General features: G+C 50.1%; 22 protein-coding genes, 2 tRNA genes and 2 pseudogenes. 11 read left to right on the top strand and 15 right to left on the bottom strand.

The features are described 5' to 3' along the window. Positions 1–112: 112 nt before the first annotated feature. Both H2P46_RS04085 and H2P46_RS04080 read right to left on the bottom strand, forming a co-directional pair. On the bottom strand, positions 113–1,201 hold the full coding sequence (locus H2P46_RS04085) for an NERD domain-containing protein (protein WP_193403908.1): 1,089 nt from the start codon (positions 1,199–1,201) through the stop codon (positions 113–115). Between the two features lie 472 nt (positions 1,202–1,673). Then, on the bottom strand, positions 1,674–2,342 hold the full coding sequence (locus H2P46_RS04080; protein ID WP_193403907.1) for a YecA/YgfB family protein: 669 nt from the start codon (positions 2,340–2,342) through the stop codon (positions 1,674–1,676). A 319-nt stretch (positions 2,343–2,661) separates the two neighbouring features. Here H2P46_RS04080 and H2P46_RS04075 point away from each other — a divergent pair, with 319 nt between their 5' ends. Beyond that, the gene (locus H2P46_RS04075) at positions 2,662–3,144 is read left to right on the top strand and encodes an RcnB family protein (protein ID WP_193403906.1); all 483 of its coding nucleotides are present in this window, start codon (positions 2,662–2,664) and stop codon (positions 3,142–3,144) included. Positions 3,145–3,396: 252 nt separating this feature from the next. Next, on the top strand, positions 3,397–4,107 hold the full coding sequence (locus tag H2P46_RS04070; protein ID WP_193403905.1) for a GNAT family N-acetyltransferase: 711 nt from the start codon (positions 3,397–3,399) through the stop codon (positions 4,105–4,107). Positions 4,108–4,182: 75 nt separating this feature from the next. Here the strand turns inward: H2P46_RS04070 and H2P46_RS23305 are convergent. From H2P46_RS23305 to H2P46_RS04055, 3 genes and pseudogenes are all read right to left on the bottom strand, one after another. Continuing rightward, positions 4,183–5,784, bottom strand: a pseudogene (locus H2P46_RS23305) (APC family permease). 363 nt (positions 5,785–6,147) lie between these two features. Then, positions 6,148–8,382, bottom strand: coding sequence for a phosphatidylglycerol--membrane-oligosaccharide glycerophosphotransferase (gene opgB, locus H2P46_RS04060; protein WP_193403904.1), 2,235 nt, complete (start codon positions 8,380–8,382; stop codon positions 6,148–6,150). A gap of 220 nt (positions 8,383–8,602) precedes the next feature. Beyond that, the gene (locus H2P46_RS04055; RefSeq protein ID WP_193403903.1) at positions 8,603–8,992 is read right to left on the bottom strand and encodes a tautomerase family protein; all 390 of its coding nucleotides are present in this window, start codon (positions 8,990–8,992) and stop codon (positions 8,603–8,605) included. Between the two features lie 122 nt (positions 8,993–9,114). Here H2P46_RS04055 and H2P46_RS04050 point away from each other — a divergent pair, with 122 nt between their 5' ends. After that, a complete protein-coding gene (locus H2P46_RS04050; protein WP_193403902.1) occupies positions 9,115–10,035 on the top strand; it encodes a LysR family transcriptional regulator in 921 nt (306 codons plus the stop codon). On the opposite strand, the pseudogene H2P46_RS04045 reads toward H2P46_RS04050, so the two are convergent. Continuing rightward, positions 10,009–10,857, bottom strand: a pseudogene (locus H2P46_RS04045) (glycosyltransferase family 32 protein); the annotation flags it as partial. The gene H2P46_RS04050 and the pseudogene H2P46_RS04045 sit on opposite strands and share 27 nt — an antisense overlap. Before the next feature lie 31 nt (positions 10,858–10,888). Here H2P46_RS04045 and H2P46_RS04040 point away from each other — a divergent pair. Next, positions 10,889–11,857 (top strand): IS5 family transposase, encoded by a 969-nt coding sequence (locus tag H2P46_RS04040; protein WP_193403900.1) that lies wholly within the window; start codon positions 10,889–10,891, stop codon positions 11,855–11,857. Between the two features lie 44 nt (positions 11,858–11,901). On the opposite strand, the gene H2P46_RS04035 is transcribed toward H2P46_RS04040, so the two are convergent. Then, positions 11,902–12,093 carry a hypothetical protein gene (locus H2P46_RS04035; protein ID WP_193403899.1) on the bottom strand — a complete coding sequence of 64 codons (192 nt, stop codon included), beginning with the start codon at positions 12,091–12,093 and terminating at the stop codon, positions 11,902–11,904. A 465-nt stretch (positions 12,094–12,558) separates the two neighbouring features. Between H2P46_RS04035 and H2P46_RS04030 the strand changes: the two genes are divergently transcribed. Then, the gene (locus H2P46_RS04030) at positions 12,559–13,509 is read left to right on the top strand and encodes a beta-propeller fold lactonase family protein (protein ID WP_193403898.1); all 951 of its coding nucleotides are present in this window, start codon (positions 12,559–12,561) and stop codon (positions 13,507–13,509) included. On the opposite strand, the gene H2P46_RS04025 is transcribed toward H2P46_RS04030, so the two are convergent. Next, the gene (locus tag H2P46_RS04025; RefSeq protein WP_193403897.1) at positions 13,506–14,060 is read right to left on the bottom strand and encodes a histidine phosphatase family protein; all 555 of its coding nucleotides are present in this window, start codon (positions 14,058–14,060) and stop codon (positions 13,506–13,508) included. The two genes, H2P46_RS04030 and H2P46_RS04025, sit on opposite strands and share 4 nt — an antisense overlap. Positions 14,061–14,504: 444 nt before the next feature. On the opposite strand from H2P46_RS04025, the gene H2P46_RS04020 reads away from it, so the two are divergent. Continuing rightward, positions 14,505–15,725 carry an MFS transporter gene (locus H2P46_RS04020; protein WP_193403896.1) on the top strand — a complete coding sequence of 407 codons (1,221 nt, stop codon included), beginning with the start codon at positions 14,505–14,507 and terminating at the stop codon, positions 15,723–15,725. Here H2P46_RS04020 and H2P46_RS04015 read toward each other — a convergent pair. The 3 genes from H2P46_RS04015 to H2P46_RS04005 all read right to left on the bottom strand — a co-directional run bounded on the left by H2P46_RS04015 (position 15,722) and on the right by H2P46_RS04005 (position 18,351). Beyond that, complete coding sequence (locus H2P46_RS04015) at positions 15,722–16,186, bottom strand: YbaK/EbsC family protein (protein ID WP_193403895.1); 465 nt, start codon at positions 16,184–16,186, stop codon at positions 15,722–15,724. The genes H2P46_RS04020 and H2P46_RS04015 overlap by 4 nt on opposite strands. 96 nt (positions 16,187–16,282) lie before the next feature. Beyond that, positions 16,283–17,074, bottom strand: a complete 792-nt coding sequence (gene fhuF / locus H2P46_RS04010; RefSeq protein WP_193403894.1) for a siderophore-iron reductase FhuF — start codon at positions 17,072–17,074, stop codon at positions 16,283–16,285. A gap of 179 nt (positions 17,075–17,253) precedes the next feature. Beyond that, positions 17,254–18,351 (bottom strand): GGDEF domain-containing protein, encoded by a 1,098-nt coding sequence (locus H2P46_RS04005; RefSeq protein WP_193403893.1) that lies wholly within the window; start codon positions 18,349–18,351, stop codon positions 17,254–17,256. A 227-nt stretch (positions 18,352–18,578) separates the two neighbouring features. On the opposite strand from H2P46_RS04005, the gene H2P46_RS04000 reads away from it, so the two are divergent. Next, entirely contained in the window at positions 18,579–18,863 is a 285-nt protein-coding gene (locus tag H2P46_RS04000; RefSeq protein WP_193403892.1) for a DUF1435 family protein, read from the top strand. Between the two features lie 45 nt (positions 18,864–18,908). Here H2P46_RS04000 and H2P46_RS03995 read toward each other — a convergent pair. From H2P46_RS03995 to rsmC, 3 genes are all read right to left on the bottom strand, one after another. Further along, a tRNA-Leu gene (locus H2P46_RS03995) sits at positions 18,909–18,995 on the bottom strand. Positions 18,996–19,026: 31 nt separating this feature from the next. Further along, a tRNA-Leu gene (locus H2P46_RS03990) sits at positions 19,027–19,113 on the bottom strand. Positions 19,114–19,266: 153 nt separating this feature from the next. Next, a complete protein-coding gene (rsmC, locus tag H2P46_RS03985) occupies positions 19,267–20,298 on the bottom strand; it encodes a 16S rRNA (guanine(1207)-N(2))-methyltransferase RsmC (RefSeq protein WP_193403891.1) in 1,032 nt (343 codons plus the stop codon). A gap of 106 nt (positions 20,299–20,404) precedes the next feature. Here rsmC and H2P46_RS03980 point away from each other — a divergent pair, with 106 nt between their 5' ends. Genes H2P46_RS03980 through yjjG form a run of 3 tightly spaced genes read left to right on the top strand, consistent with a single transcriptional unit; the run spans position 20,405 to position 21,926 of the window. Further along, a complete protein-coding gene (locus H2P46_RS03980; protein WP_193403890.1) occupies positions 20,405–20,815 on the top strand; it encodes a DNA polymerase III subunit psi in 411 nt (136 codons plus the stop codon). Further along, positions 20,787–21,227, top strand: a complete 441-nt coding sequence (rimI, locus tag H2P46_RS03975; protein WP_193403889.1) for a ribosomal protein S18-alanine N-acetyltransferase — start codon at positions 20,787–20,789, stop codon at positions 21,225–21,227. The genes H2P46_RS03980 and rimI overlap by 29 nt, the downstream gene beginning before the upstream one ends. 18 nt (positions 21,228–21,245) lie before the next feature. Next, positions 21,246–21,926 carry a pyrimidine 5'-nucleotidase gene (yjjG, locus tag H2P46_RS03970; protein WP_193403888.1) on the top strand — a complete coding sequence of 227 codons (681 nt, stop codon included), beginning with the start codon at positions 21,246–21,248 and terminating at the stop codon, positions 21,924–21,926. A gap of 122 nt (positions 21,927–22,048) precedes the next feature. Here the strand turns inward: yjjG and H2P46_RS03965 are convergent, their stop codons facing one another. Continuing rightward, complete coding sequence (locus H2P46_RS03965) at positions 22,049–22,708, bottom strand: YtjB family periplasmic protein (RefSeq protein WP_193403887.1); 660 nt, start codon at positions 22,706–22,708, stop codon at positions 22,049–22,051. 107 nt (positions 22,709–22,815) lie between these two features. Here H2P46_RS03965 and serB point away from each other — a divergent pair, with 107 nt between their 5' ends. After that, positions 22,816–23,793 (top strand): phosphoserine phosphatase, encoded by a 978-nt coding sequence (gene serB / locus H2P46_RS03960; RefSeq protein ID WP_193403886.1) that lies wholly within the window; start codon positions 22,816–22,818, stop codon positions 23,791–23,793.

Genomic DNA, 23,793 nt, shown 5'->3' with positions numbered 1-23,793 from the left:
GCTTTGGGCATGGTGCGTGCGCTGAATAAAATAACGAAGGCTGGTATGCCAGAAAGCGTGCGTATTGCCTGAAAACCCGGTCAGCTACAGAGTCACTCGTCCTGAAGCTGATTTATTCAACAAAGCCACCCGCGGGTAGAGATGCGTTCTGAAAACCATTAATAACCGCTAACTCAAGGTTTTTAACATGGTTACCCTCTTTCTGGCAGGGAAGCTGATATTCCTTTACTTTTCTGGCACACCAGGAATGGAAATGTATAACTTCGATATTCGCTTGCGGTATCGTTGTTTTTATTATTGATGATAATTTTCGTGCTAAAGTAATATTAAAGCAGGTAACTAAGATTGGTTTTTCGGAAGTAGACGTTTTTGCCAGATGATAACAGCGATAAAGTAAAATTAACGTCTTACCGGAACCAGCCACACCATGAATAACACGATGGCCTTCGCCAAGGCTGCGTGCTAATAATTCTTGCTGAGTATCCATTATTTTTATGATGCCTGGGGACTGAACAGTATCATGTTCTGTATTTTCCGCTTCATCATATTTTTTATTTTTTCCCTGAATGCGTATTTCAGGATATAAATTCCAGCGAATTCGGTTTATTTTTTCAATCGTCGCTTCAAAATAAAATTTATAACCTACTAGTTTGTTTATTTGCTGCTGAATTTTTTCTGCGCTCATAAATTCAGTAATTTCATCTTTGCAAATAACATGATTTGCCGGAAGAATGTTTTTTGAGGCGTCACTTTCAAAGAGTTTATTATATTGCTTTCTGGTTATGTTACTCAGGTAAACGCTATATCCATAGGGGAAGCAGAAACTTCCTGTGTATTTTCCATCGCGCTGTTGTAAGCCAGCATCTTTTCTTAGCCAGTTTATTGCGGTGTTGGCATAATTCCGTACCTGCTCAAAAGGATTTTTCAGGCATATGATCCCTTCATCGTTCTCGTATTCAAGCTTGTCTTTGTCAAACGATCTTATACGACTCGAGAACCAGTCTTTAACTTCTAAAAAGATCAAACCTATTTTGGGTTCGAGAATGATGAAATCCGGGTATAAATTACGTTCGCCAATCGCAATATCGTACCAGCATAATGCTTCGCTACTTAGATTGTTTTCAAGAATTCGAGCAAGGCGCTTCTCGCCGGCTGTTATTTTACCACTGCAACTATTTATAGCTGGGATTATTTTTGGCACGTCTCATCCATCCTTAATTAACGCCATAACAGGTAAAGGTCCTAAGGTGTGATATGTGTCACACATTAGGGCTTAGGACTCATTTAATTCAATCCATTAAGTTTGCAAAATTTAAAGCGCGTATATCAAGTGAAAAAACTTCTTTTTATATTGTATTCGTAGGGGTAATGCCGCTGCACTAATCGTCTTTATAAAGAAGCCCGTGAAATGTCCCGCTTCTGCCGTAATAGCACTTTACTTAAATTGAGGCATCTTTTCTCGTGGTTAATGACCAGGCAAAAAAATTATGCCAGATAAAGTATAAAAATACCTGGCGACTGAGGCGTTAAACCGATTAATTCACATTACGGTAAGTGAAGATACAGATAATCAAAAAATGACGGAAGGCAATTAAGGGAGAGCTTATTTCATAATAAAACGGCTTGTCCCTTAAGGAACACAAGCCGTGATAAAATAAAAACGCTAACTCAAATTAATGCAAACAGCATTGCTTAAATTTCTTGCCGCTCCCACAGGGGCAAGGTTCATTCCGGCCTGGCAGTGCATCCGCCACAATGGGTTTTTGTGGCTGCTTAATTGCTTCCGGCTGTGAAATCCAGTAGTCGTGCAGTGCCAGCGCAGCAGGGCGGATGGCATCAATGCTGGCTTCCATTTCTTCCGGCGTTAGCGTATCCAGTTTCTCAAGATTCTCTTCTGTGCCGTGCAGGGCAATCGCTTCCAGCATCGGCTGCAGAGACGGTGGCAACGTTGACCAGTCAGTCAGCGCCACGCCGCGCATATAGCCGAAGCACCACTCTTCCACCACCGTAAATTCCAGACCTTCTATTTTGCGAAGGCCAAATACCGGCTCAAACTGGTCCGGGTACTCAGATAAGCGATCGGCAATGTCGTTCATATGCTGGAAGCAAAGCGACATAAAACGCGTCATCTCGCGCTCGTTGCTCCACTTCGGCACATGTTTTTGCCCGCCCCACAGCGCAAGTAACCATTCACCCGGCTCAACCGTGGTGGGGCCAGAAAGTACGGCGGTGAGCAATCCATCCAGCTCTGAGACATCCAGAATCGACGCTTCACTGCCATGTTTTTCCAGCATCTCTTCAAGCCATTCCAGCTCTTTCTCGGTCAGTGGGCCATCTTTCATAGGGTTGTCTCCCGGCATTTCATGATTTCGTGGTTAAGGGGCGATTAAAACCGTTGCAGTGTACACGCTTCTTCCGCTTCCATCAGGTTTAGCACGGTTTTCGTCAATCAACGCACGATTTAATGCGCTGCTTACAGGCGCATTTGTAGCTAATTTTACGCGGGGATTTTGCCATCCGATACAGCGTAAATCCGTACTGAGCGGAGAATAACGTTGCGTTTTCTTACATTCACACGCCGTGGACGGGAACTGTGCCGCTGTACAGAATGTCTATCTCTTGGTCTACTGTTACCACTTTTTATTCAATGTGGAAGCGACTATGCGCCGGATTCAAATCACTTTTCTTTCAGCAGGATTACTGTTTGGCTCATTGAGCCTGCTTAACACGGCTCAGGCTGCCAATGAAGGCACCGATACCGTGCCGCCACCGCCACAAATCCAGCAGGCCGAGCCGGATACGAATGCCGCACAACCGGATGCCAGTACGTCACCGTCGTCTCAATCCAATGATGGTATTACACCGACGACGCCAGCGCAGTCGGATACCAGTGCGCCAAATACGCCACCGACCTACGATCTCACCACGATCATCATCGATTATAAAGAGTATAAAATCGGTGATACGGTGCCGCAGCAGTATCTGGATAAGACGTATACCATTACCGAATGGCAAAAACGTAACCTGCCTGCGCCGCAAGAAAATACCCACTGGGCCTATATCAATGCCAACTACATCTTAATTACTAATGATGTCGGTAAGATTGTGATGGGGAAATCAGGCGATATTTTCTTCCGTGGCTAAACGCGAAGGCCGGATCTGTTGATGACCGGCCTTTTGCCAAAGCGTTCGGCGTGAACCGCTGTGCGTGTACGGTGATGATCGTTCACCCGCCGCGTGCTGCAATAAACGGCAAATTTACTGCGCCCAGCCACGGTTTGCCTGTCACTGATATTGCTGTTGGCCAAAATTAACCCAGGCCGTTTTCGCTCGTAGCACTTTTTAACCCGCCAGGAAAGTGACAGCCTGTTGCTGTCACTTAAACAGGAAAACAGCATGGCACACTATACCAATCAATATGGTCAACCCATTGGTCAGCCGTTGGACTGGCAGGAACGTCCTTTTCCGCAGCGTGAAAGCTTTGTCGGGCAATACTGTCGTCTTGAACCCTTCAGTATGGCAAATCATGCCGATGCACTGTTTGCCGCTTATTCGCAGGCAAAAGATGATCGTGACTGGACCTACATGGCTGTCGGTCCGTTTAACACAATGCAGGACTGGCTAAAGAACGCGGCATTAATGGAAGGCAGTCGCGACCCGCTGCACTTCACGGTAATTGACTTGCAAACGGACAAACCGGTCGGCAGCCTGGCGTTGATGCGTATCGAACCCAGGCATGGCGTAGTTGAAGTAGGACATGTGGCATTTTCGCCGTTGCTAAAGCAAACGCGGATGGCAACCGAAGCGCATTACCTGTTGATGCGCTATGTTTTTGCACAGCTTGGCTATCGTCGCTATGAGTGGAAATGCGACAGCTGTAACGAACCTTCACGTCGTGCAGCCTTAAGGCTGGGATTCAGTTACGAAGGTGAATTTCGCCAGGCGATTGTCTATAAAGGACGCAGCCGTGATACCAGCTGGTTCTCAGTCATTGACGGTGAATGGCCGCAGGTCAAAAACGCTTTTGAACGTTGGCTGAACCGTGACAACTTCGGCGCTGACGGCAAGCAGCATGAAAAACTGGAAGCTCTGCGTATCCACGAATAAGGGAAGGCTTACAAAAGCGTAAAGAAGTGATGAAAAGCCTTTCCCCCGCAGAGTTGTGCAGGGGAAAGGATGGCATTAACTGTGAGCGTATTTGCTGTTGATTTTATCGGCTGACGCCGAAGTCTCATGCTCTTCGTCGCGAATATCGGGCCTTTTCAGGCTGGCCTTAACGCCCCAGTAATAGCAAACCAGCGAAGCCACTACCACCAGTACCATATCCAGCGGTGCGCTGATAACGCCACTTCCGCCAAAAGTGCCAAGCATTGAAAGCAGCATTATGGCGATGTAATACGCCAACAGCCACCACGCACAGCTCAGATCCTGCGTGAACTGGGCGTTTTTCTTGCCAAAAATGGCATAACCTATCCAGGCCACAATTAAGACAGGGATAAGGATCTCATTGACCGGCCAACCGCTCCAGTAAATGAGTAATGTACTGGCGACAAATGCCAGCGGACTAAGCAAGGCAGAAAGCGGCAAGCGGAACGGACGCTGCATAGCGGGCTGATGGTTACGGAACGCGCCCAGCGTTACCGGTCCCGGCATGTAGGTGAAAACCGTAGCCGATGTAACCGCGCCGATTAATCCGCCCCACACCTGAAACTCAGAAGGCAGCGTCCAGGCGATAGCCAGAATCAGCGACAGCCACAGCGCGCCGCGCGGTACGCCCGATTTGGCATCCACTTTGCCAAAGATTTTAAACAGATGTCCATTGCGCGCCCAGGCAAACAGCACGCGCGACGCACCCGCTAAATAGATATTTCCGGTTCCAGCGGGGGAAATCACCGCATCAATGAGGATCAGATTGATCAACCAGGTAATACCCAGACTACGCGCCAGATCGGCATAAGGTGACTAGAAGACCTGCTTCAATCCATCCCAGCCGTGCTGACTCAGCAGGTTCGCTGGCACCGCGCCCATAAAGGCATATTGCAAAGCAATATAGATAACGAAGCTGACGGCAATTGCGATACCAATCGCCAGCGGTACATTGCGCTGCGGGTTTTTCGCTTCACTGGCAAAATCTACCGCCTGGCGAAAGCCGAGATAGGCAAAAACAATACCGGCACCGGTTAATGACGTGAACACGCCATGTGCGCCGCCTGGCGGAGGTGGCGGCACGTCCAGGTTCGGCGCGTGAAAGTAAAGAAACAGGGTAACGATGGTGAGCAGCGGCACAATAAATTTGAAGATGGTGACGATTGTATTGACCCGGCCAAAGAAGCTGACGCTCCAGTAATTAAGTAAAAAGAATCCCACTAGCAGGCCGATCTGGACCGCGAAACCCAGGCCGGTTGGACTGCCGTCGGCATTACCCAATCCTGGCCACCAATACACGGCATACTGGCGTACCGCTTCCACTTCAACGCCTGCGGTACTGGTATAAGCCAGCAACGAGCTTACGCCAATAACAAAACCAACAATATTACCGTGAGAATAGTTAGGATAACGCACAAAGCCGCCCGCACGCGGAATGGAGGACGAAAGCTCGGCATACACCAGCCCGATCAGCAGCACGATAACGGCCCCCAATATCCACGCCCAACCGGTGTGCGCGCCCGCATAACCGGAACTATTCAGCGCAGCATACAACCAGCCTGAACCTATCATTGATCCGATACCAAGCAGTGACAGATCCATCAGGCCTAATTTCTTTTTAAGTCCCGTCGACGCCATAAATAATTTCCCCTGTTACCTTTTATACGGCTTTACAATCCGTTCCGTTTTATTACGGAATAAGGTGATAAAGCATATAATGTGCCAGGTGTTATTAACCGGGGCGATAAAGTGCGACAGCAGATGAAAGAAAGTTATATCAGGCTGGCAAAAGAAGGACGAAAGATTAAATCCGTAAGATAAACGAATAACTTATGGAAGAGGCGGTGCAGAATGCACCGCGATGATCCACATTATAAATTATGAAAAGTTAAGAAACATTATGTCACTCTTTGTGGTGAAATGACATAAATAGCGGGAATAGCCTCACGGTTGCGGGACAATTTTAATGTCCACCATGCCAATACCTAATTTGCGCGGATCCTAGCCAATGATATTACCGATATTACTCAGCTGCGGTTCCGGGGGCGCAATAATCAAATTATGGCTACCGTTCGAATTTTCAAAGTGCAAGGTCGTGGTAGAAAACTTCTCGCCCAGCGTGAGAAGTTGCTGCTGATCGCCCACGCGAACCGGAATAGCACGATGCACGTTGGGGCCAAAAGCCCGCGCGGTGATCACTAAATCAAATTTCGTTGGCAATGCATCAACATATTCAATATTCACTTCTGGTGCGAGGTTGGCATTTGACCAGCGCCCCCAACTTTCCGGGCGAGAGATACCGCTAAAGCTTTTAACGTTGTCAGGCGCGCCTGGTACATTGAATAAAAAGCGATCTGCATGGTAGCGGATGTCATTATCCAGCACGCGAATCTGGGCCAGATTGCGTTGATATTGTGAGTCGCTGGCGCTGCTATTCGGAAACTGCACTTTACTTTTCCATTGCGGCTTATCGATCAGCGTTACCGTTGGCAGACCGCCCATTTGTCCCATTGCCAGGCAATAATCGGTGGAAAGCGCCAGTTCAGGTTTCCACATACGCGCCATCTTGAAGCAGCGATCGACCCAGACGAATTTATCCGTTGAAATAAAATCTGCCAGCTGATAACGCAGCGGCGCCGAATATTCCCCTTCCGGCAGCGGCTCTACGTGTTTATCTGTTACACGAAACAGAATGGGTAATTTAAACGTGGTGCCCGAAAAGCTGAAGATGTTTTTCGCCGTATCTACGGTGAATTTGTCCATGTTCTTTGGAAAATTCCACAACTGAATAATGTCAGGCTTCCAGCTCATTACTTTCTTTTTCAGATCATCAAACTGAGCAGAAAGTGAGATGGATGAAAGGCTGCTGCGGCCCAGGCCGATAGCTTTATCACCGCCAAGAATATCCAGTAGCGTTGCGCCGTTATCCAGCGTGCTGCGTTTGCTGTCGATCACGCTTGCCTGTGGGTGGTCACCGCGGATCACCATAAACAGGTCATGGCGCGGCTGCTTAATCAGATAGGGATGCGCGGTATTGTTCATCGCCAGATGATCGGAAGTCACCACGATCACCGTATTCTTAAACCACGGCGAAGCTTTAATGCGTTCGATCAGGCGCGCCACATGCTCCTGCGAGCAGGCAACCGCGCTTAAAGATTGGTTGGGTTTGCCGTCATAACTGTAGCTTTTGCGCTGGCAACTGCGTGAGATAAAGCCGTCGGGATGATGGGTATCCACTGTCAGGGTAAACAGCGCGAAGCGCTTTTGCTGGCGCGAAAGTTCTTCATATTTTTTAAACACCTCATTCATCACCGTGTCATCGTAATAGCCCCAGTTATTGCGATAGGCAGGGTCGGCGACGCGGTTTTTTAGCTCCTGCGAACCGTACATATTGTCTGGACTAAAACCATGTGATTTCAGAAACACATCTTTTCCAGCAAAGCGCAGATCAGCACCCTGAATAAACCAGTTTTCGTAACCGGAGTTTTTCAGGATGTCGCCCAGGCAGACATTCTGTGGATAGAAGCTGGAAAGTGCCGCCGATGCGTTGCCATCAAATGGCGCAAACAGCGGAATGCCGCATTGCGACGCGACCATACCTGCAATGGTGTAATCCGTGCCAGGCAACTGCTCGGTATGGCTAAAATCAATACTTTGCTCTTTCTCGCGACTGAGTTCAGGTGCGAGTCCGGGAAATGTCTGCTGATTAAAATAGGTACGTTCCAGGCTTTCGCCATAGATATACACCACATTTAGCCTGGGCTGATTAATATGGTTTTCGGGCACTTTATAGAAAGTATCGAAATCAGAATCCGCCAGCTGAGAGTATGACGCGATCAGCGAAGTCATCTGACGAAACGCTGGCGTGGTTTGGACGGAACCGGCGGCACAGGCAAATGCCAGTAAACTCCAGCCAGGGTGATGGGGACGCTCGCGACGACGGAGCAGCCACGACAGCAGGCAAAAGAGTAAAAATAAGATAATGATCAGCCCGATAGCAGGCACGATATATTTACTGACACCTGCACCGGTCAGGCTGTTGGTCAGGGTATAGAGCACAGCATCGTTGATGCCGTCGCCGGTAAAATAGTCGCTGGCATACAGCGTGGCGTTAAGCACTACAAACAGAATAAGTAATAATAAAACAAGGATGAACCAGAATTTATTTCGCCCGGCTTTACTGGAATAAATTGCAATGGCGGCCAGAAACAATGCGACTGACACTAATTCGGACAACGTTAATTCCTCTTTTCACATGAATACGCACCCTGGCGCGCAATCGACCATTTTTTCAGAATGGTTTTTTCGACAATCTATATGGGCTGTCATAAGGCTGCAACATATCCAGCCAGATTTGTGCGGTGGAATAGAGAATGGCTTAACGCAGATTAGAGAGAAAAGGTGGTGACCTGACGGCGATCACCAACCGCCATCAGTGGAGGAGAGTAAATCCTTACTACAGCTTGCCGGTCAGATATTGCGCTTCACCATCGGCAAAGCTCCAGTCGCCTTTGCCATTGGTAATAAAGCTGATCATTAAATCATTTCCCTGCACGCCGCAGCTTTCGCGTAATTCGCGTGCCAGCTCAGCCATAAATAACTGCTTCTGCTCGCTGCTGCGCGGACTGGTATAGACGCGTACCATCACTAAATTATCGCTGCGGGTGAAACCCAGCCCGGTATCCTGAAAGACCATCTGATACCCTTTGTTTTCCTGAACAATTTGATAACGATCGCGCTCGGGTACTTTAAACGCCGTCAATACGGCACGATGCGCGGCGTCTAATAACGTGCGCAATTCGGACGGCGAACGGCCCTGAATAACATCAAATTGTAGTAACGGCATGGCGATTCCCCTCGGTTCTGAGTTAAATGATGACGAAAGCTGACAGGGCTATGCTGCCTGCTTTAACCCTGAAGAAAAAGCGCGTAACCTGAACTGATTATTCACTATATTGAACAATAATAATGAAAGAGATAAAAACTGATGCACTTTGGGGACACCTGCACTGGTTAACCGTGCTGGCAGAGCAGGGAAGTTTTACGCGTGCAGCTGAGCGGCTGGATGTCAGTAAAGCGGCGATGAGCCAAAAAATTAAAGAGCTGGAAGCAATGGCGGGTGTGTCACTGGTGCAACGCACTACACGCAGCGTGCGTTTAACCCTGGCGGGTGAAAAACTGGTGGAGGAACTGCGCGAACCGTTTTCCCGCATTGAACAGAGTTTTTTCAGCGTGCGCGATACTGCCGGGCCGTTACGCGGCTTAGTTCGCGTTACCGCGCCAGTGGCGTTTGCCCGTCAGCAGCTGGTGCCGATCGTCGGCGATTTTTTGCGTGAATTTCCGCAAGTCCGTTTGCAGCTGGACGTCACCGATCGCATCGTCTCACTCAGCAGTGAAGGCTTTGATCTGGCGATACGCCACAGTGATTCGCTGCCAGAAACGCATATCGCGCAGCCGCTGTGTGAAACCCGCACGCTGCTGGTGGCGGCGCCGGGATACCTGGCGCAGCAGGGTAATCCGCAAACGCCACAGGATTTAGCACGCCATAACTGTTTGTATTATCCGCGTGGTGTGGAATCACCTCGCTGGACTTTTGCGACAGCTCACGGTAAAGAACGCGTTCAGGTACGCATTCAGGGCTGCTTTGCCACCAATAATAACGAGTCGATTCGCGATGCTGCATTACAGGGTCTGGGCATTGCCATGCTGCCAGACTTTAGCGCCAGCGAGGCATTAAAATCCGGCTTATTGCAGCAGGTTTTGGCTGACTGGCAGGCAGTAGAGGCTTTTGCTTCGCGGTTATGGATTGTCCGGCCATGGTCGGCGCAGGTGCCGCGTGCAGTCACTACTTTTGCGCACTGGTTACGCACGCGTTTTGTTGATAGCTGAAGGCAGCGCCAGCGGAACAGGCGATGCACTATGCATCATCTCGCCAATCAGGCTGGTGCGGTTATACAGACCAAGATGCAGATTAAAATCCAGGTGCAACCGCTCATTGCCGGTCAGTTTTATAATTGGCGGCGGCGTTTGAGGACGCTGCTGAAAAAGCACTGAGCGGGCAAATGCGTCACTGTTATCGGCATGCAGGCCCTGATAGTAATAAGCGTTGGCCTCGCCCTTGCGCAGATAAAAGTTAATGCGACGATATTCCCGAATCGCCACCTGTTGCGCCAGGGAGAGCAACTGGCGCGACGGGTTATCGATATTTTGTAAAATTAACGGAAAGTCATCGCGCTTTTTCAATTCCTGAACATAATTCTGAATGCCGATATTTTTTACCGGAGCCAGCTGTTTTAACCATTCACGAATAAACGGATTTTGCGGCGCGGCAGCCAGAAACCAGCTTTCGGTCACTGGCGAAAGATAATTAATTGTCGAACGTTCGCGATAATAACCGATCACATCCATGGGCCTTTCCTGATGAACTTTATGTACCCAGGAAAGGTTTTCAAATAATAGGGTGCTGCAATCAATGCCGATTCCCCCATAACGCTGTAACAGTTCCAGGCGAATGATGTCGCTTTTGTGCGCCAGCGTCAGGTCCGATGAAATAAAATTAAGATCCGGCAGCCATTGAGACAGCGTGCGCTGGGTAATCAGATTGATTTCGTGATCGGCATTGTCCTGACGTAACTTTTTGATATTCAACTTCATTGACTTAGGAAGCTGCTCGTCGTGCCAGTACATCCAGACTTTTTTGGGTATATCGGGGCTTTGTTGAATAAATCGAACTTTTGCTGAGTTGAAGGATCAGATCACGCATCCTCCCGACAACACAGACCGTTCCGTGGCAAAGCAAAAGTTCAAAATCACCAACTGGCCCACCTACAACAAAGCCCTCATCAACCGTGGCTCCCTCACTTTCTGGCTGGACGATGAAGCGACTCATGCCTGGTATGAGTCGGCAACGCCTTCATCACGGGGAAGACCTCAGCGCTATTCTGACCTTGCCATCACCACCGTCCTGATGATTAAACGCCTGTTCCGGCTGACCCTGCAGGCTGCGCAGGGTTTTATTGATTCCATTTTTGCCCTGATGAACGTTCCGTTGCGCTGCCCGGATTACAGCAGTGTCAGCAAGCGGGCAAAGTCGGTTAATGTCTGTTTCAAAACACCCACCCGGGGTGAAATCGCACACCTGGCGATTGATTCCACCGGGCTGAAGGTTTTTGGGGAAGGCGAATGGAAAGTCAAAAATCACGGCAAAGAGCGCCGTCGTACCTGGCGGAAGCTGCATCTGGCCGTTGACAGCAGAACACATGAAGTCATCTGCGCGGACCTGTCTCTGAACAACGTCACGGACTCAGAAGCTTTCCCGGGTCTTATCCGGCAGACACACAGAAAAATCAGGGCAGCCGCAGCAGACGGCGCTTACGACACCCGACTCTGTCACGATGAACTGCGGCGCAAGAAAATCAGTGCCCTCATCCCGCCCCGAAAAGGAGCGGGTTACTGGCCCGTAGAGTACGCAGACCGTAACCGTGCAGTAGCGAATCAGCGGCTGACCGGGAGTAATGCCCGGTGGAAATGGACAACAGATTACAACCGTCGCTCGATAGCGGAGACGGCCATGTACAGGGTAAAGCAACTGTTCGGAGGTTCACTGACGCTGCGTGATTACGATGGTCAGGTAGCAGAGGCTTTGGGCATGGTGCGTGCGCTGAATAAAATAACGAAGGCTGGTATGCCAGAAAGCGTGCGTATTGCCTGAAAACCCGGTCAGCTACAGAGTCACTCGTCCTGAAGCTGATTTATTCAACAAAGCCGTATATCGGGCAAGCTTTTCTGCTGTGATAACAAGACAACATTTTCTTCTTGCTCTGGATCATATTCTGGTGCGATTACCGCGCTGTGTTTTTTCTTATTCCATAACATCTGACTGGTAAACGCTATTCGCTTCCAGTTGCGCCATAACTTATGCGCTGGACGTTGGCTGAATGTAGTCATGATGCACCTGTTATTATCGTTATACCCGTCATTTTTCTGGCTGTAAGGCACATGATTCGGGCAGATTATGGTTTTCCCTGATGGTGACGCAGCGTTAAGCGCGCGATAGTTTCCTCACGGCTGTATAAAATTGCACTGCACCTTCTTAATAAAACATTATTAACGCATTAGCTATGTATTTTTCTGAATTTAGGATAAACCGGAAAGAAATCAGATGAGGGTAAGTTAATTTAATTCATCGCTGTTTAATGATTTATAGGGGCCATTTTCTTAATTTATAATATATGAATTAAGGAAGTTCTTAATTTTATCCACGCCTGGCGTGTTATTGCAGGCCTTTCTCTATTTAGTCAGTTCAGTTGAGATTAAATCAGCATCTTTAGCATTGCTCATCTTTGGACTGGATCGTACAGCGCAGGGTTGATTGTCTACGCTTAAAGAAAGCTTACAGAGAAAGGAGACGATATGCAGCATGAATCCAGTGGATTGCTGGCGGTAGATAAGCAAGGCAATCGCGTACTGTTTCTCAATCCTGAAACCTTTGCGGTGCAGCAGGAATTAAACGCTTTTCCACCGCGCCCGCATGAATTGTTGATGTTAACGCCTTGGGGAAAAGCCTATGTGCCGATTTATGGTGATGGTATGCACGGTGATAATCCGCATCCCGGTCACAAAGTCGCGGTGATTGATTTACGGCGTCGTGAAATTAGCGGTTTTATCGATATGTCGCCGCTGCGCGCGCCACACACCGGACAGTTAGGGCGTGACGGCATGGTTTATCTCTGCTGTGAAGACAGCGCGACGGTAGCGGTGATTAATCCTGCGACCGATAAAATAGAAAAAACGATCCCCATCCCTTCGCATCATGCGCACCGCCTGACGTTATCACCCAGCGGGCGCAAGCTGTTTACTGATAACGAAGAGGATGCAAGCATTACCGTGGTTGATCTGTGTGAAACTGAGGGTCGCGTCATCGATAATATTTTGTTGCCTGGCCCGATTGCCGGTATCGCCGCTTCACCCAAACATCCTTATCTGGTCGCGAGTGCTGCCGATTCGCCACTGCTGTATGTGATCGATCGGCAAAGCCATCGCATTCGCCAGCGTCTGGCGCTGCCGGGACATAAACGGCCTTGTCAGGTGGTGCGCTTCAGCGCGGACGGCGAATTATTGGTAGCGATTGGCGATCAAGAACCCATTGCGACGCTGTTCGACGACCTGCTTAATCCGTTAGGCGATATTGCAGTCGGCAATAAGCCAATGGATGGCTGTTTCAGTTCAGACAAGCAACAACTGCTGATCGCTAATGAAGATGACGGCACATTGAGCGTTATCGATTTAACCCAGCGCAAAGTCATCGCCACACCGCGCGTGGGAACGGGCTGCGAAATTCTGAGTTTTTACCAGCTCGATTAAATGAAAGGTCGATGGTAGATCGCTGAACTCCAGTGACGGCTGCTGGCGTGTTTTTCCGCCTGCCAGTCGCGTTTACGCAGCTCACGTGCAATTAACTTGTTCATGATGCCATGACCAAGCAATAACACGGTGCCGCGCTGAGAATACGCGATCAGTTTTTCCGCAGCTTGTGACGCGCGACGACGGGCATGCTGCACCGATTCTGTTTCTCCCGCATAGCCACATAACCACAATAAACGCAGCAGCGTCAGCCAGATCGAAACGGGAAGCTGCACCCCTTCAGAACGCAGCAGCGGAGTAGCCACTTCGCTAAATACACCGTCGATTTCATGCGGATGTAAGCCCAGTCGGGTAAGAGAGGAACGCGCTCGCGGCAGCGGGCTGCATACCACTACCGCAGCCTGGCGGGCAATATGAATGCTGCGCTCAGGCGGCAGATCGCTGACCAACGCGAGATCGTAAGCTTCGCACCAGTCTGCCAGTGCCTGTGCGCTGCGTCGTCCACTGGCCTGATGATCGGGCTTGCCGTGTCGCATTAAGATAATTGTCATAACACTCCTGCGATGCTTCCTTGGTAGGGTAAAGCATTGCTGGCGTTTGCCAATCACTCAACAATTTTTCAGAAAAAACCGGCGCTCGCATTGCGCAGTAACCCGACAGGGCTGTTATGCGGCGGGCTGGCAGAGGGGGCCAGTTAACTGTGGTGGTGCGCAAGTTTACTCGCCCTGTAAGGTCAGGCGGCCCGGCTACATGCGCCTCTTTTCCAGAGACAGGTATGGAGCAGGGGATCTAAAGAGCACCAGGAAACGGCTTTTTCTACACCGCCAGACACGGTTATTTACAGCCTGAAGCGAAGGCTGACAATTCGTTAGCACGCTAATGCTTCCTGACATGCTATATACAAAAGGTTAACAAACAAGCAACCAATTCGTCGCTGGTTGTACCCACAATAATTTCGGTCAATGAGCCGGAAGCATCTCAGACAGGATACCCGTATGTTTAACTGGACTTCGACCCAGCGGAACGTGGCGTTTGCCAGTTTCGCCAGCTGGACGCTGGACGCCTTCGATTTCTTTATTCTGGTGTTTGTATTGAGCGACCTGGCGCAATACTTTCACAACTCGGTCTCGGACGTGTCGATAGCCATTATGCTGACGCTGGCAGTGCGGCCGATAGGCGCGCTGGTGTTTGGCCGACTGGCAGAAAAATATGGGCGTAAACCCATTTTAATGCTGAATATCGTCTTGTTTTCATTGTTTGAACTGCTCTCTGCCTGGTCACCCACCTTCGGCGCGTTTCTTGCGTTTCGCGTGATTTATGGCGTGGCGATGGGCGGCATCTGGGGCGTGGCGTCGTCGCTGGCGATGGAAACCATCCCCGATCGCTCGCGCGGTTTGATGTCCGGCATTTTCCAGGCCGGTTATCCCTGCGGCTACCTGCTGGCGTCAGTGATCTTTGGCTTATTCTTTGAGATGGTTGGCTGGCGTGGCATGTTCCTGATTGGCGCGGTGCCGGTTCTGCTGCTGCCGTTTATCTATTTCAAAGTGCCAGAGTCACCGGTGTGGCTGGCGGCGCGTGAGCGTAAAGAGAGTTCAGCGCTATTGCCGACTATTCGTCAGCACTGGAAAATCTGTATTTACATGGTGTTGTTGATGGCTTGCTTTAATTTTTTCAGTCACGGCACGCAGGATCTTTATCCCACTTTCCTGAAGGTACAGCATCAGTTTGACGCGCACACTGTCAGTATCATCGCTATCAGTTACAACATTGCAGCGATGCTGGGCGGGATTTGCTTTGGCGCCTTATCAGAACGTATTGGGCGCAAAAAAGCCATTATTCTGGCTTCCTTTCTCGCTTTGCCAGTGTTGCCGCTTTGGGCTTTTTCCAGCGGTTCATGGGTGATTGGATTGGGGGCGTTTCTGATGCAATTCATGGTGCAGGGCGCATGGGGCGTAGTGCCGACTTACCTTACTGAACTGGTGCCTGCCAATGCGCGAGCGGTGCTGCCCGGCTTTGTTTACCAGCTAGGCAATCTGATTGCTTCGGTGAACGCCACGCTACAATCACGCATTGCCGAAGCGCACAGCGGCAATTACGGGTTAGGCATGGCGATTGTTGCGGGTACGGTGGCGGTATTAATTTGTGTACTGGTAGCCTTTGGCCGCGAAACCCGCGGCATCGAAATTTCAGGGGCGGTGGCAAAACAGTCGGATTAGGGCGTTTCGCACACATCTACCCATTGCGCCGCAGTGAGATCGGCAAGCTGCTGCGGCGAAATACGCACGGCGCTATGGATGGCGCCCGCTGCCGGTAAGACTTCATCAAAGCTGCGTAGCGACACATCACAATAAACGGTGAGCGGGTTTTCCAGGCCAAACGGACAAACGCCGCCAACCGGATGTCCGGTCCAGTTGATCACTTCATCCACGCTTAGCATCCGTGCTTTAGCGCCTAACGCCGCTTTCAGTTTACGGTTATCCAGCCGGGCATCGCCGCGCGTTACAATCAACACCACGTTATCTTTGACTTTTAACGACAGCGTTTTTGCAATCTGGCCTGGCGTAACGCCGTGGGCGCGCGCCGCCATTTCTACCGTGGCGGTACTTTCTGCCATCTCAATGATATTAATTTCAGGGGCGTGTTCGGCAAAGAACTGGCGGACTGACTCCAGGCTCATCTTTATCTCCATGTTGATCGCAGGCATAAAAACTGCCACAAGCCTTTAAGGCTGTAAACGGGATAAAAAGAGAATTCGTAACAGAATGCACAGGAATCAGGCTGGATTTAACGTGCAGTTACCACATTGATCAACATCGGGGATGCGATAACGCTGACAGCAACTGCGACGCACCATCAGACCGTTGCGAGGAAGCATGGTGCGATAGAGTGGATTATCACTGCCATCCAGCAAATGGCTGGTGAAAAACAGCGCCTGCTCCAGTTGTAATATCACCGTTTCTTCGAGCTGGTTTTTTAATTCGCCGAGAAACCAGGAGAAGGAGAAGCCCATATTATTCCAGATAAGCCTGGCATTGATGTCGCCATGCTGAGCGATACCGTTTACCACCGGAATAAGGTGTTGCTGGATTAGGCGATCAATTCGCTGGTGGGCATTGAGATAACGCGCATCCTCATCTTCCTGTGCGTTAAGCCAAAACGCGCAGGGATGACCGTTTTCATGAAATTCCACCTGTATATGCTGCGGAGCGCAGTCCGGCGCGCGGACCCCCAGCAATAACGCCATCATCAGCGGCGGCAACAATAGACCAAAATACCACTGTGCCCATAACGACTGCACCGGCTTAGCCTCACGAATCGCGTCAGGATGGTTACGATAAAGATGATCGCTATAGCGTTGGGTAAGGGCAGTAAACGCGTCGGCGGCAGACCATTCACTGAATGTCATGGTTGGCCTGGCAGGCTGACCAAACTTGATTATCTCCAACATATCGCTGCGTTGTGTTTGCAGCATCTCATACAACGCATCCGCCAGCGGCTGCTGATTTTGCATGAAAATCAACGACTCATTGCCAAAGTGATGTTTGTGTTGGGGAACAATTGCCATGCTGACTCGCAACGCAAATTTAGATAAGAAAGCTAATGATAATCGTTATTGATTCTATCTACAAGCCAGGCGGAGAAGCGGCGTGTAATGATGCTATTAAGACAGGATCAGGAACTTATAGCGCAGAATATCGCAAAAGATAATGTGGGCAATATTATCGCCCACTAATACCGCATGAATTAATGTGCTTCGCTTGAAGAGATGACATTCGCTTTTGGTAAATCCTCCCAGGCGAGAATGGTATTCCTTCCCTGGCTTTTCGCGACATACAATGCGCGATCGGCATTCGCAACCGCCTGCTCAAATTCATTATCGTAAATAGGCGCAATACCGGCGCTAATAGTGACGTGAGTAGAAACCCGTTCGTTAAAGCGGTGGGGAATTTCTAAATCCACAACGTATTTGCGGATCCTTTCTGCCAGTTTCATAGCAATTGAAGCATTAACATTCGTCATTAATACCAGAAACTCTTCGCCGCCATAACGCGTCACTACATCGCGCGAGCGTACTGCATCACGAATTGCAACCGATACCCGTGCCAGCGCCTGGTCGCCCATCGCATGACCATAATTATCGTTGTAGGCTTTGAAGTGATCTATATCCAACAACAGCACGTAATGGCTGCCTGTGTGGTTATTCAGAATGTTGTCGAGGCGGTTTTTCAGGCCGCGTCGGTTATACAAGCCGGTCAGAGGATCGAGCATGCTGAGATCGCTAAACGTCTCTTTCTCTTCATACAGTTGGTACATCAATCGCAGCGTGAAGCGATCGGCGCGGCGGCGCATCAAGTGTTGCAAAGAGAAACCAATGAGCGGCAGCGCGATAGTCAATAAAATCATGACGAAATGCTCACCGTCGTCCAGCCATAGCACAGTTAAAACCGGCGGGGCAATATGCAGGCAGAACGCAACCAGATAATCGCTTAAGGCAATCGCACTGATAAAAAATATGCTTAACAGGCTGATAATTAAAAAGCTGCCATCAAAGTAAATAACGGCGTGATAGCGATAATTAATGTGCCATGCCCAGAGCAAACCGAGAATGAGCGCAACAGGATTTAATAGTGGTAATTTTATTTTAGTCTTTATTAAACAAGTGGTTAATGAGATTGCGCTAAAAAAGGCGACAAAGAGAGCCGGCAAAGTAATTTCATTTTCTGCTTCTCCTGACATCGGCACCAGACAAAATAGAGAAGCGGCGACATTTAAAAACAATAAAAGCATCAGCGAAAGCCGATATTTGCTGTGTTTCAATGCATCATAAGATTCTATTTTCATTATTAATACTCGTGATGGCTCTGAAATATCAAAGCGCAAGCCGACAAAAATATTCGGTGTCGAACAATGAGCAAATTATTGCTGTGTTATGTGGAGAGTTATTGACCGCAATCTAGCATTTTCCAACTGGTCTGTCATCTTGACCCGTTGGGCAACACAAAAACAGGCTGCACAATGAGAAAACTTATCATATGATAATGAAAATGATTATCATTTGAGGGTTGGTGATGGTGATAGCAATTATTGCCGCTTGTGGCTTGTGGGGAGTCAGCGGGATGATGGGGAAAAAACTGGATAGTGCATGGGGCGTTTTGTTACCGTGCGCCGCATTGCCATTATTTGCCCTGTGGGAACCCAGCTTTAGCCAGTGGCGCATGGTCATGATTGTGGCACTGCTGTTGACGATAGTGATGTTGTTTAATCACCGCCTGCGTCACTTTTTACTGTTGCCAGCATGCCTGGCATTAGCCAGCGGGTTAGCGACAGTGGCGGTGAATTTTTACGCATCGTGATTGATTGTTTTGGCGTGTTGTAAAGAAGGGGAAACAGGATAACGTTGGTGCGAAGAGAGGGACTTGAACCCTCACGTCCGTTAAGACACTAACACCTGAAGCTAGCGCGTCTACCAATTCCGCCACCTTCGCTCAGTGCTGTGCGATATGAAATCTGTGATTTTGGTGCGAAGAGAGGGACTTGAACCCTCACGTCCGTTAGGACACTAACACCTGAAGCTAGCGCGTCTACCAATTCCGCCACCTTCGCATACCCGTAACACTTTGGCAGTATTACAACCACGGAGGCGCATTTTAGAGGTTTTACGCATTGCGTCAACTGATATTTCGCGGTGATGAAACAATCTCTGTAAAAAACAACGTTTTCACGCCGCGAAGAGAAAGATAACGCAATAACAGGTAATTAACGCGCTTTCGCTCCCCGTCCGTAGACGGCACGATAGACCTTAAAGCGACCGGTTTGAGCCAGCACTTCATGACTGCCAAACGTTTCGTCCAGGACCTGCGGGTAGGGCAGGAAGGCGTTCGCAACGATACGTAACTCACCCCCGCTGTTCAGATGCTTCACCGCGCCGCGAATCAAGGTTTGTGCGGCATCCAGGCTGGTTTGTACCCCTTCATGGAAAGGCGGATTGGAAATAATAAGATCGAAGCGGCCAGTGACATCAGAGAAAACGTTGCTGGCAAATACTTCACCTTCAAGCCCATTCGCCGCCAGCGTAGCTTTACTGGCTTCAATCGCAGCAGCATGCACATCGCATAACCACAGGCGCACTTTTGGCGAATGACCAGGCAGAGAAGCGGCAATCACCCCGGCGCCGCAGCCGATGTCCAGCACTTTACCTTTGGTATGTGGCGTCAGGGTTGACATCAGCAGCGCGCTGCCCGCATCCAGGCCATCACGACTGAATACGCCTGGCAAGGTGTGGACGGTGAGATCGTTGAGTTGATACGTATTGCCAAACGCGTTGACGTCAAACGCGGGCTGCGCATCCAGACGACCATGATACAGACCACAACGGCGCGCACTGTCGATCTTCTCAAGTTTGACCCACTTTTCCAGCATGCCTTCGGCGCTACGCACGCCGCTGCGGTTCTCTCCTACTACGAATACATCGCAGCCTTCCGGCAACAGCGACAGCAGATTTTGTAGCTGAAATTGTACTTCCGGCTTGTTTTTAGTCCAAAAATATACCAGCGTATCGCAGCCCTGCACATCTTCTGCCTGGGCGACCAGCCCGTAACGCGCTTGCTCGCCCATGCGGCGGCTCAGGTTTTGCCAGTGATGATATTGCTGGGTATGCACGCGTGATGAAGCGGTCTCCAGCTGAGCGGGCAGGTCATCCTGCAAATCGCCAGCAAACAGCACGTGGCGGGCGGTAAATTCATCACTGTGGCGCAAAATCACTTCGCTGGCCGGAGTAAAAGCAGACATGTAAAGCTCCTGTAAGATCTGAGCGGCGATTATAGTGCTTTGTTGGCGCATGTTCGATGGGTTTGCTAGCATAACGTCGCATTCAGGCAGCGGAGCAGGTAACACCATGACGTCCAGGCGCGACTGGCTTTTACAGCAAATGGGGATTATGCAGTATCAACTGCGCCGTCCGCGCGTACTGCAGGGCGAAATTGCCGTCACGCTGGCAGCGGATACGCGCTTAGTGATTGTGGCTGAAACGCCGCCTGGCTTACAGGAGCCGCTGATTCGTGACGTGCTGCATACGCTTCATTTGCAAAGCTCGCAGGTGATGATGGTGACGCCGGAGCAGCTGCAAATGTTGCCGGAAACGCTGGATTGCGCAGGCTGGTTGCTCGGTGTTGAAAGTGAGCAACCGTTTAATGGCGTCGCGTTATCGAGCGCCTCCCTCAATGAACTGATCAGCAGTGGCGCAGCCAGGCGCGCACTCTGGCAACAAATGTGTAACCATGACAGCCATCTCTTTCCTCACCCCTGACGATCTGACGCAGGCATTGAACATTGAACGCCGCAGCCATGCTTTTCCCTGGAGTGAGCAAACTTTTGCCAGCAATCAAGGCGAACGTTTTTTAAATCTCCGGCTTGAAGTAGACGGCAAGTTAGCCGCTTTCGCCATCACCCAGGTGGTGCTGGATGAAGCCTCGTTGTTCAACATTGCGGTCGATCCCGCGTATCAACGGCGGGGTTTAGGTCGCCAGTTGCTGCAATATTTAATCGATCAACTGATTCAGCGTGAGGTTATGACGCTTTGGCTGGAAGTTCGCGCCTCAAACCTGCCTGCTATCGCGCTATATGAACAGTTGGAATTCAATCAGGTCAGCCGTCGCCCCAACTATTACCCTACCGCCAGCGGACGTGAAGATGCGCTAATCATGGCGCTGACGCTGTAAGGATTTAAAGGAGTTCTAATGATAGAAAACTGGGATTGTATCCTGTTTGATGCCGACGATACCCTTTTTCATTTTGATGCTTACGCCGGGTTGCAGCGGCTGTTCGCCGGTTACGATGTCCATTTTACCGATCAGGATTACGCTGATTATCAGTCGGTTAATAAGCCGCTATGGGTCGATTACCAGAACGGCACCCTATCCGCGTTGCAGCTGCAAACCCGCCGCTTCAACAGCTGGAGTGAAAAACTCAATATTTCGCCTGAGATCCTCAACAGCGGTTTTCTCTCAGCGATGGCCGAAATCTGTACGCCGCTGGAAGGTGCGGTCAGCCTGATGAACCTGCTGCACGGTAAGGTCAAAATGGGGATTATTACCAACGGCTTCACTGCGCTACAACAAACCCGACTGGAGCGGACGGGTTTCCGTGATTACTTCGATGCGCTTGTGATTTCTGAACAAGTTGGCGTGCCCAAACCGGATGTGAAGATTTTTGATCATGCGCTTACATTATTAGGTCATCCACATCGTGAGCGCGTATTGATGGTGGGCGACACGCCGGAATCCGATATTCTGGGCGGCATGAATGCTGGCGTGAAGACATGCTGGCTGGATCACGGTACGCGCCCGCTGCCTGCGCATATTACTCCCACCTGGCAGGTCAAGACCATCTCTGAACTGGAAGCCATCCTTAAGTCTTAACGCTGTCTGGAATGCTGTAATCCAATTACTCACATTCCCGCTTAATATAAAGGATGGTGTGAGTATTTGAAGCTTCTGGTTTCATTGCCAGACGGACGGCAAGCTGGATTGTGGATTTGATCCTATATATCCAGACGTTTTTTCTCTTCGCCAGCCACGATATTTTCGTCCTCATCCTCTTTCACTGGCGTGCTGGCCGTCAGTAAAAACGGGGATTGTTGCCAGCGGGTGCGGCGATCGCGCAGTAAAGTCCGGGTAAGAATGATGCCAATAGCTAGCGCCAGCAGCATCATCAGACGCAAAATATTGGTGGTGTTATCGACCTGACGCGATTCGGTTACCAACACATGCGTATCCAGCGTGACGCGCAGAAAGCCGAGCGGACCGTCGCTATTGCCGAGCGGCTGGACGATTTGATGATTGAAATAGCTGCCGTCGAGCGCCAGGCGATCGCGAACACTAATAGTTTCGCCGCTGTGCGCGACCAAACTGCCGTCATCGTCATAAACCGACGCATCAAGAATGCGGCTGTTTGAAGTCATCTGATTGAGAATGCCTTCGATCTTGCTGCGATTATCTTCGCTATTGTCCATCAATGGTTGCAAACTAAATGCCACCTGATTCGTCAGCGTATGCGCCAGCTCCTCTACCTGTTCTGAGCGCGCCATCTGATGACCAAGACTGAACCAGGACGCACCTTGCATCAGGACAACTAACAGCGCCATCGAGATAAGTACAATCACCGTGCGATGTAAGCGAAATTTCAATGCAATTTTAGCCATCACTAACCCGTGTCACGCCACAACAGAAAGCCTGGAGATTATGTTGCCAGAAGCGGCGCAGACAAGGTAGCCTCTTGCGTGGTTTTGTTGTGCCTACAGGAGCTCTAATGCCAAATCGTCTTACCTGGTGCGATCTGCCCGCCGATGTCTCACTCTGGCCGGGGTTGCCCCTTTCCCTCAGCGGCGATGAAGTGATGCCGCTGGATTACCGCGCGGGTCGTACTGGCTGGTTACTTTACGGTCGCGGACTGGATAAACAACGACTGACCGATTATCAGCATCAACTCGGTGCTGCGATGGTGATCGTCAGTGCCTGGAACGTGGATGAGTATCAGGTGATTCGCCTGGCGGGCTCGCTGACGCCGTTCGCCAGTCAACTGGCACATAATGCCGGACTGGATGTGGCCCCGTTAGGCAAAATTCCGCATCTGAAAACGCCCGGTCTGTTGGTCATGGACATGGACTCCACCGCCATTCAAATCGAATGTATCGATGAGATCGCCAAACTGGCGGGCAGTGGTGATTTGGTTGCGGCTGTCACTGAGCGCGCCATGCGTGGTGAACTCGACTTTACTGCCAGTCTGCGTCAGCGTGTCGCCACATTAAAAGATGCTGATGCCAATATTTTGAAACAGGTGCGTGACGAACTGCCGTTAATGCCGGGCTTAACCACGCTGGTGCAAAAACTGCAAGCGCTTGGCTGGCAGGTGGCCATTGCGTCCGGCGGCTTCACTTATTACGCCGAATATCTGCGCGATAAGCTGCATCTGGCGGCTATCGTCGCGAACGAACTGGAAATTCGCGACGGCAAACTGACCGGCGAAGTAACGGGTCCGATTGTTGATGCACAATATAAAGCTGACACGCTGAAAAAGCTGGCGCAGCGTTTTGATATTGCCCCCGAACAAACCGTGGCGGTTGGCGACGGCGCAAATGACCTGCCGATGATTAAAGCCTCAGCACTGGGTATTGCTTATCATGCTAAACCTAAGGTGAATGAACAGACGCACGTTACCATTCGCCATGCCGATTTGCTGGGCGTGTTCTGCATTCTCAGCGGCAGTCTTATTCACGAAGAGCGTTAA

It is taken from the genome of Mixta mediterraneensis (assembly GCF_014946725.1).
In the GTDB taxonomy this organism is placed as follows: Bacteria; Pseudomonadota; Gammaproteobacteria; order Enterobacterales; family Enterobacteriaceae; genus Pantoea; species Pantoea mediterraneensis.
This window is presented reverse-complemented; position numbering and strand designations above follow the sequence as displayed.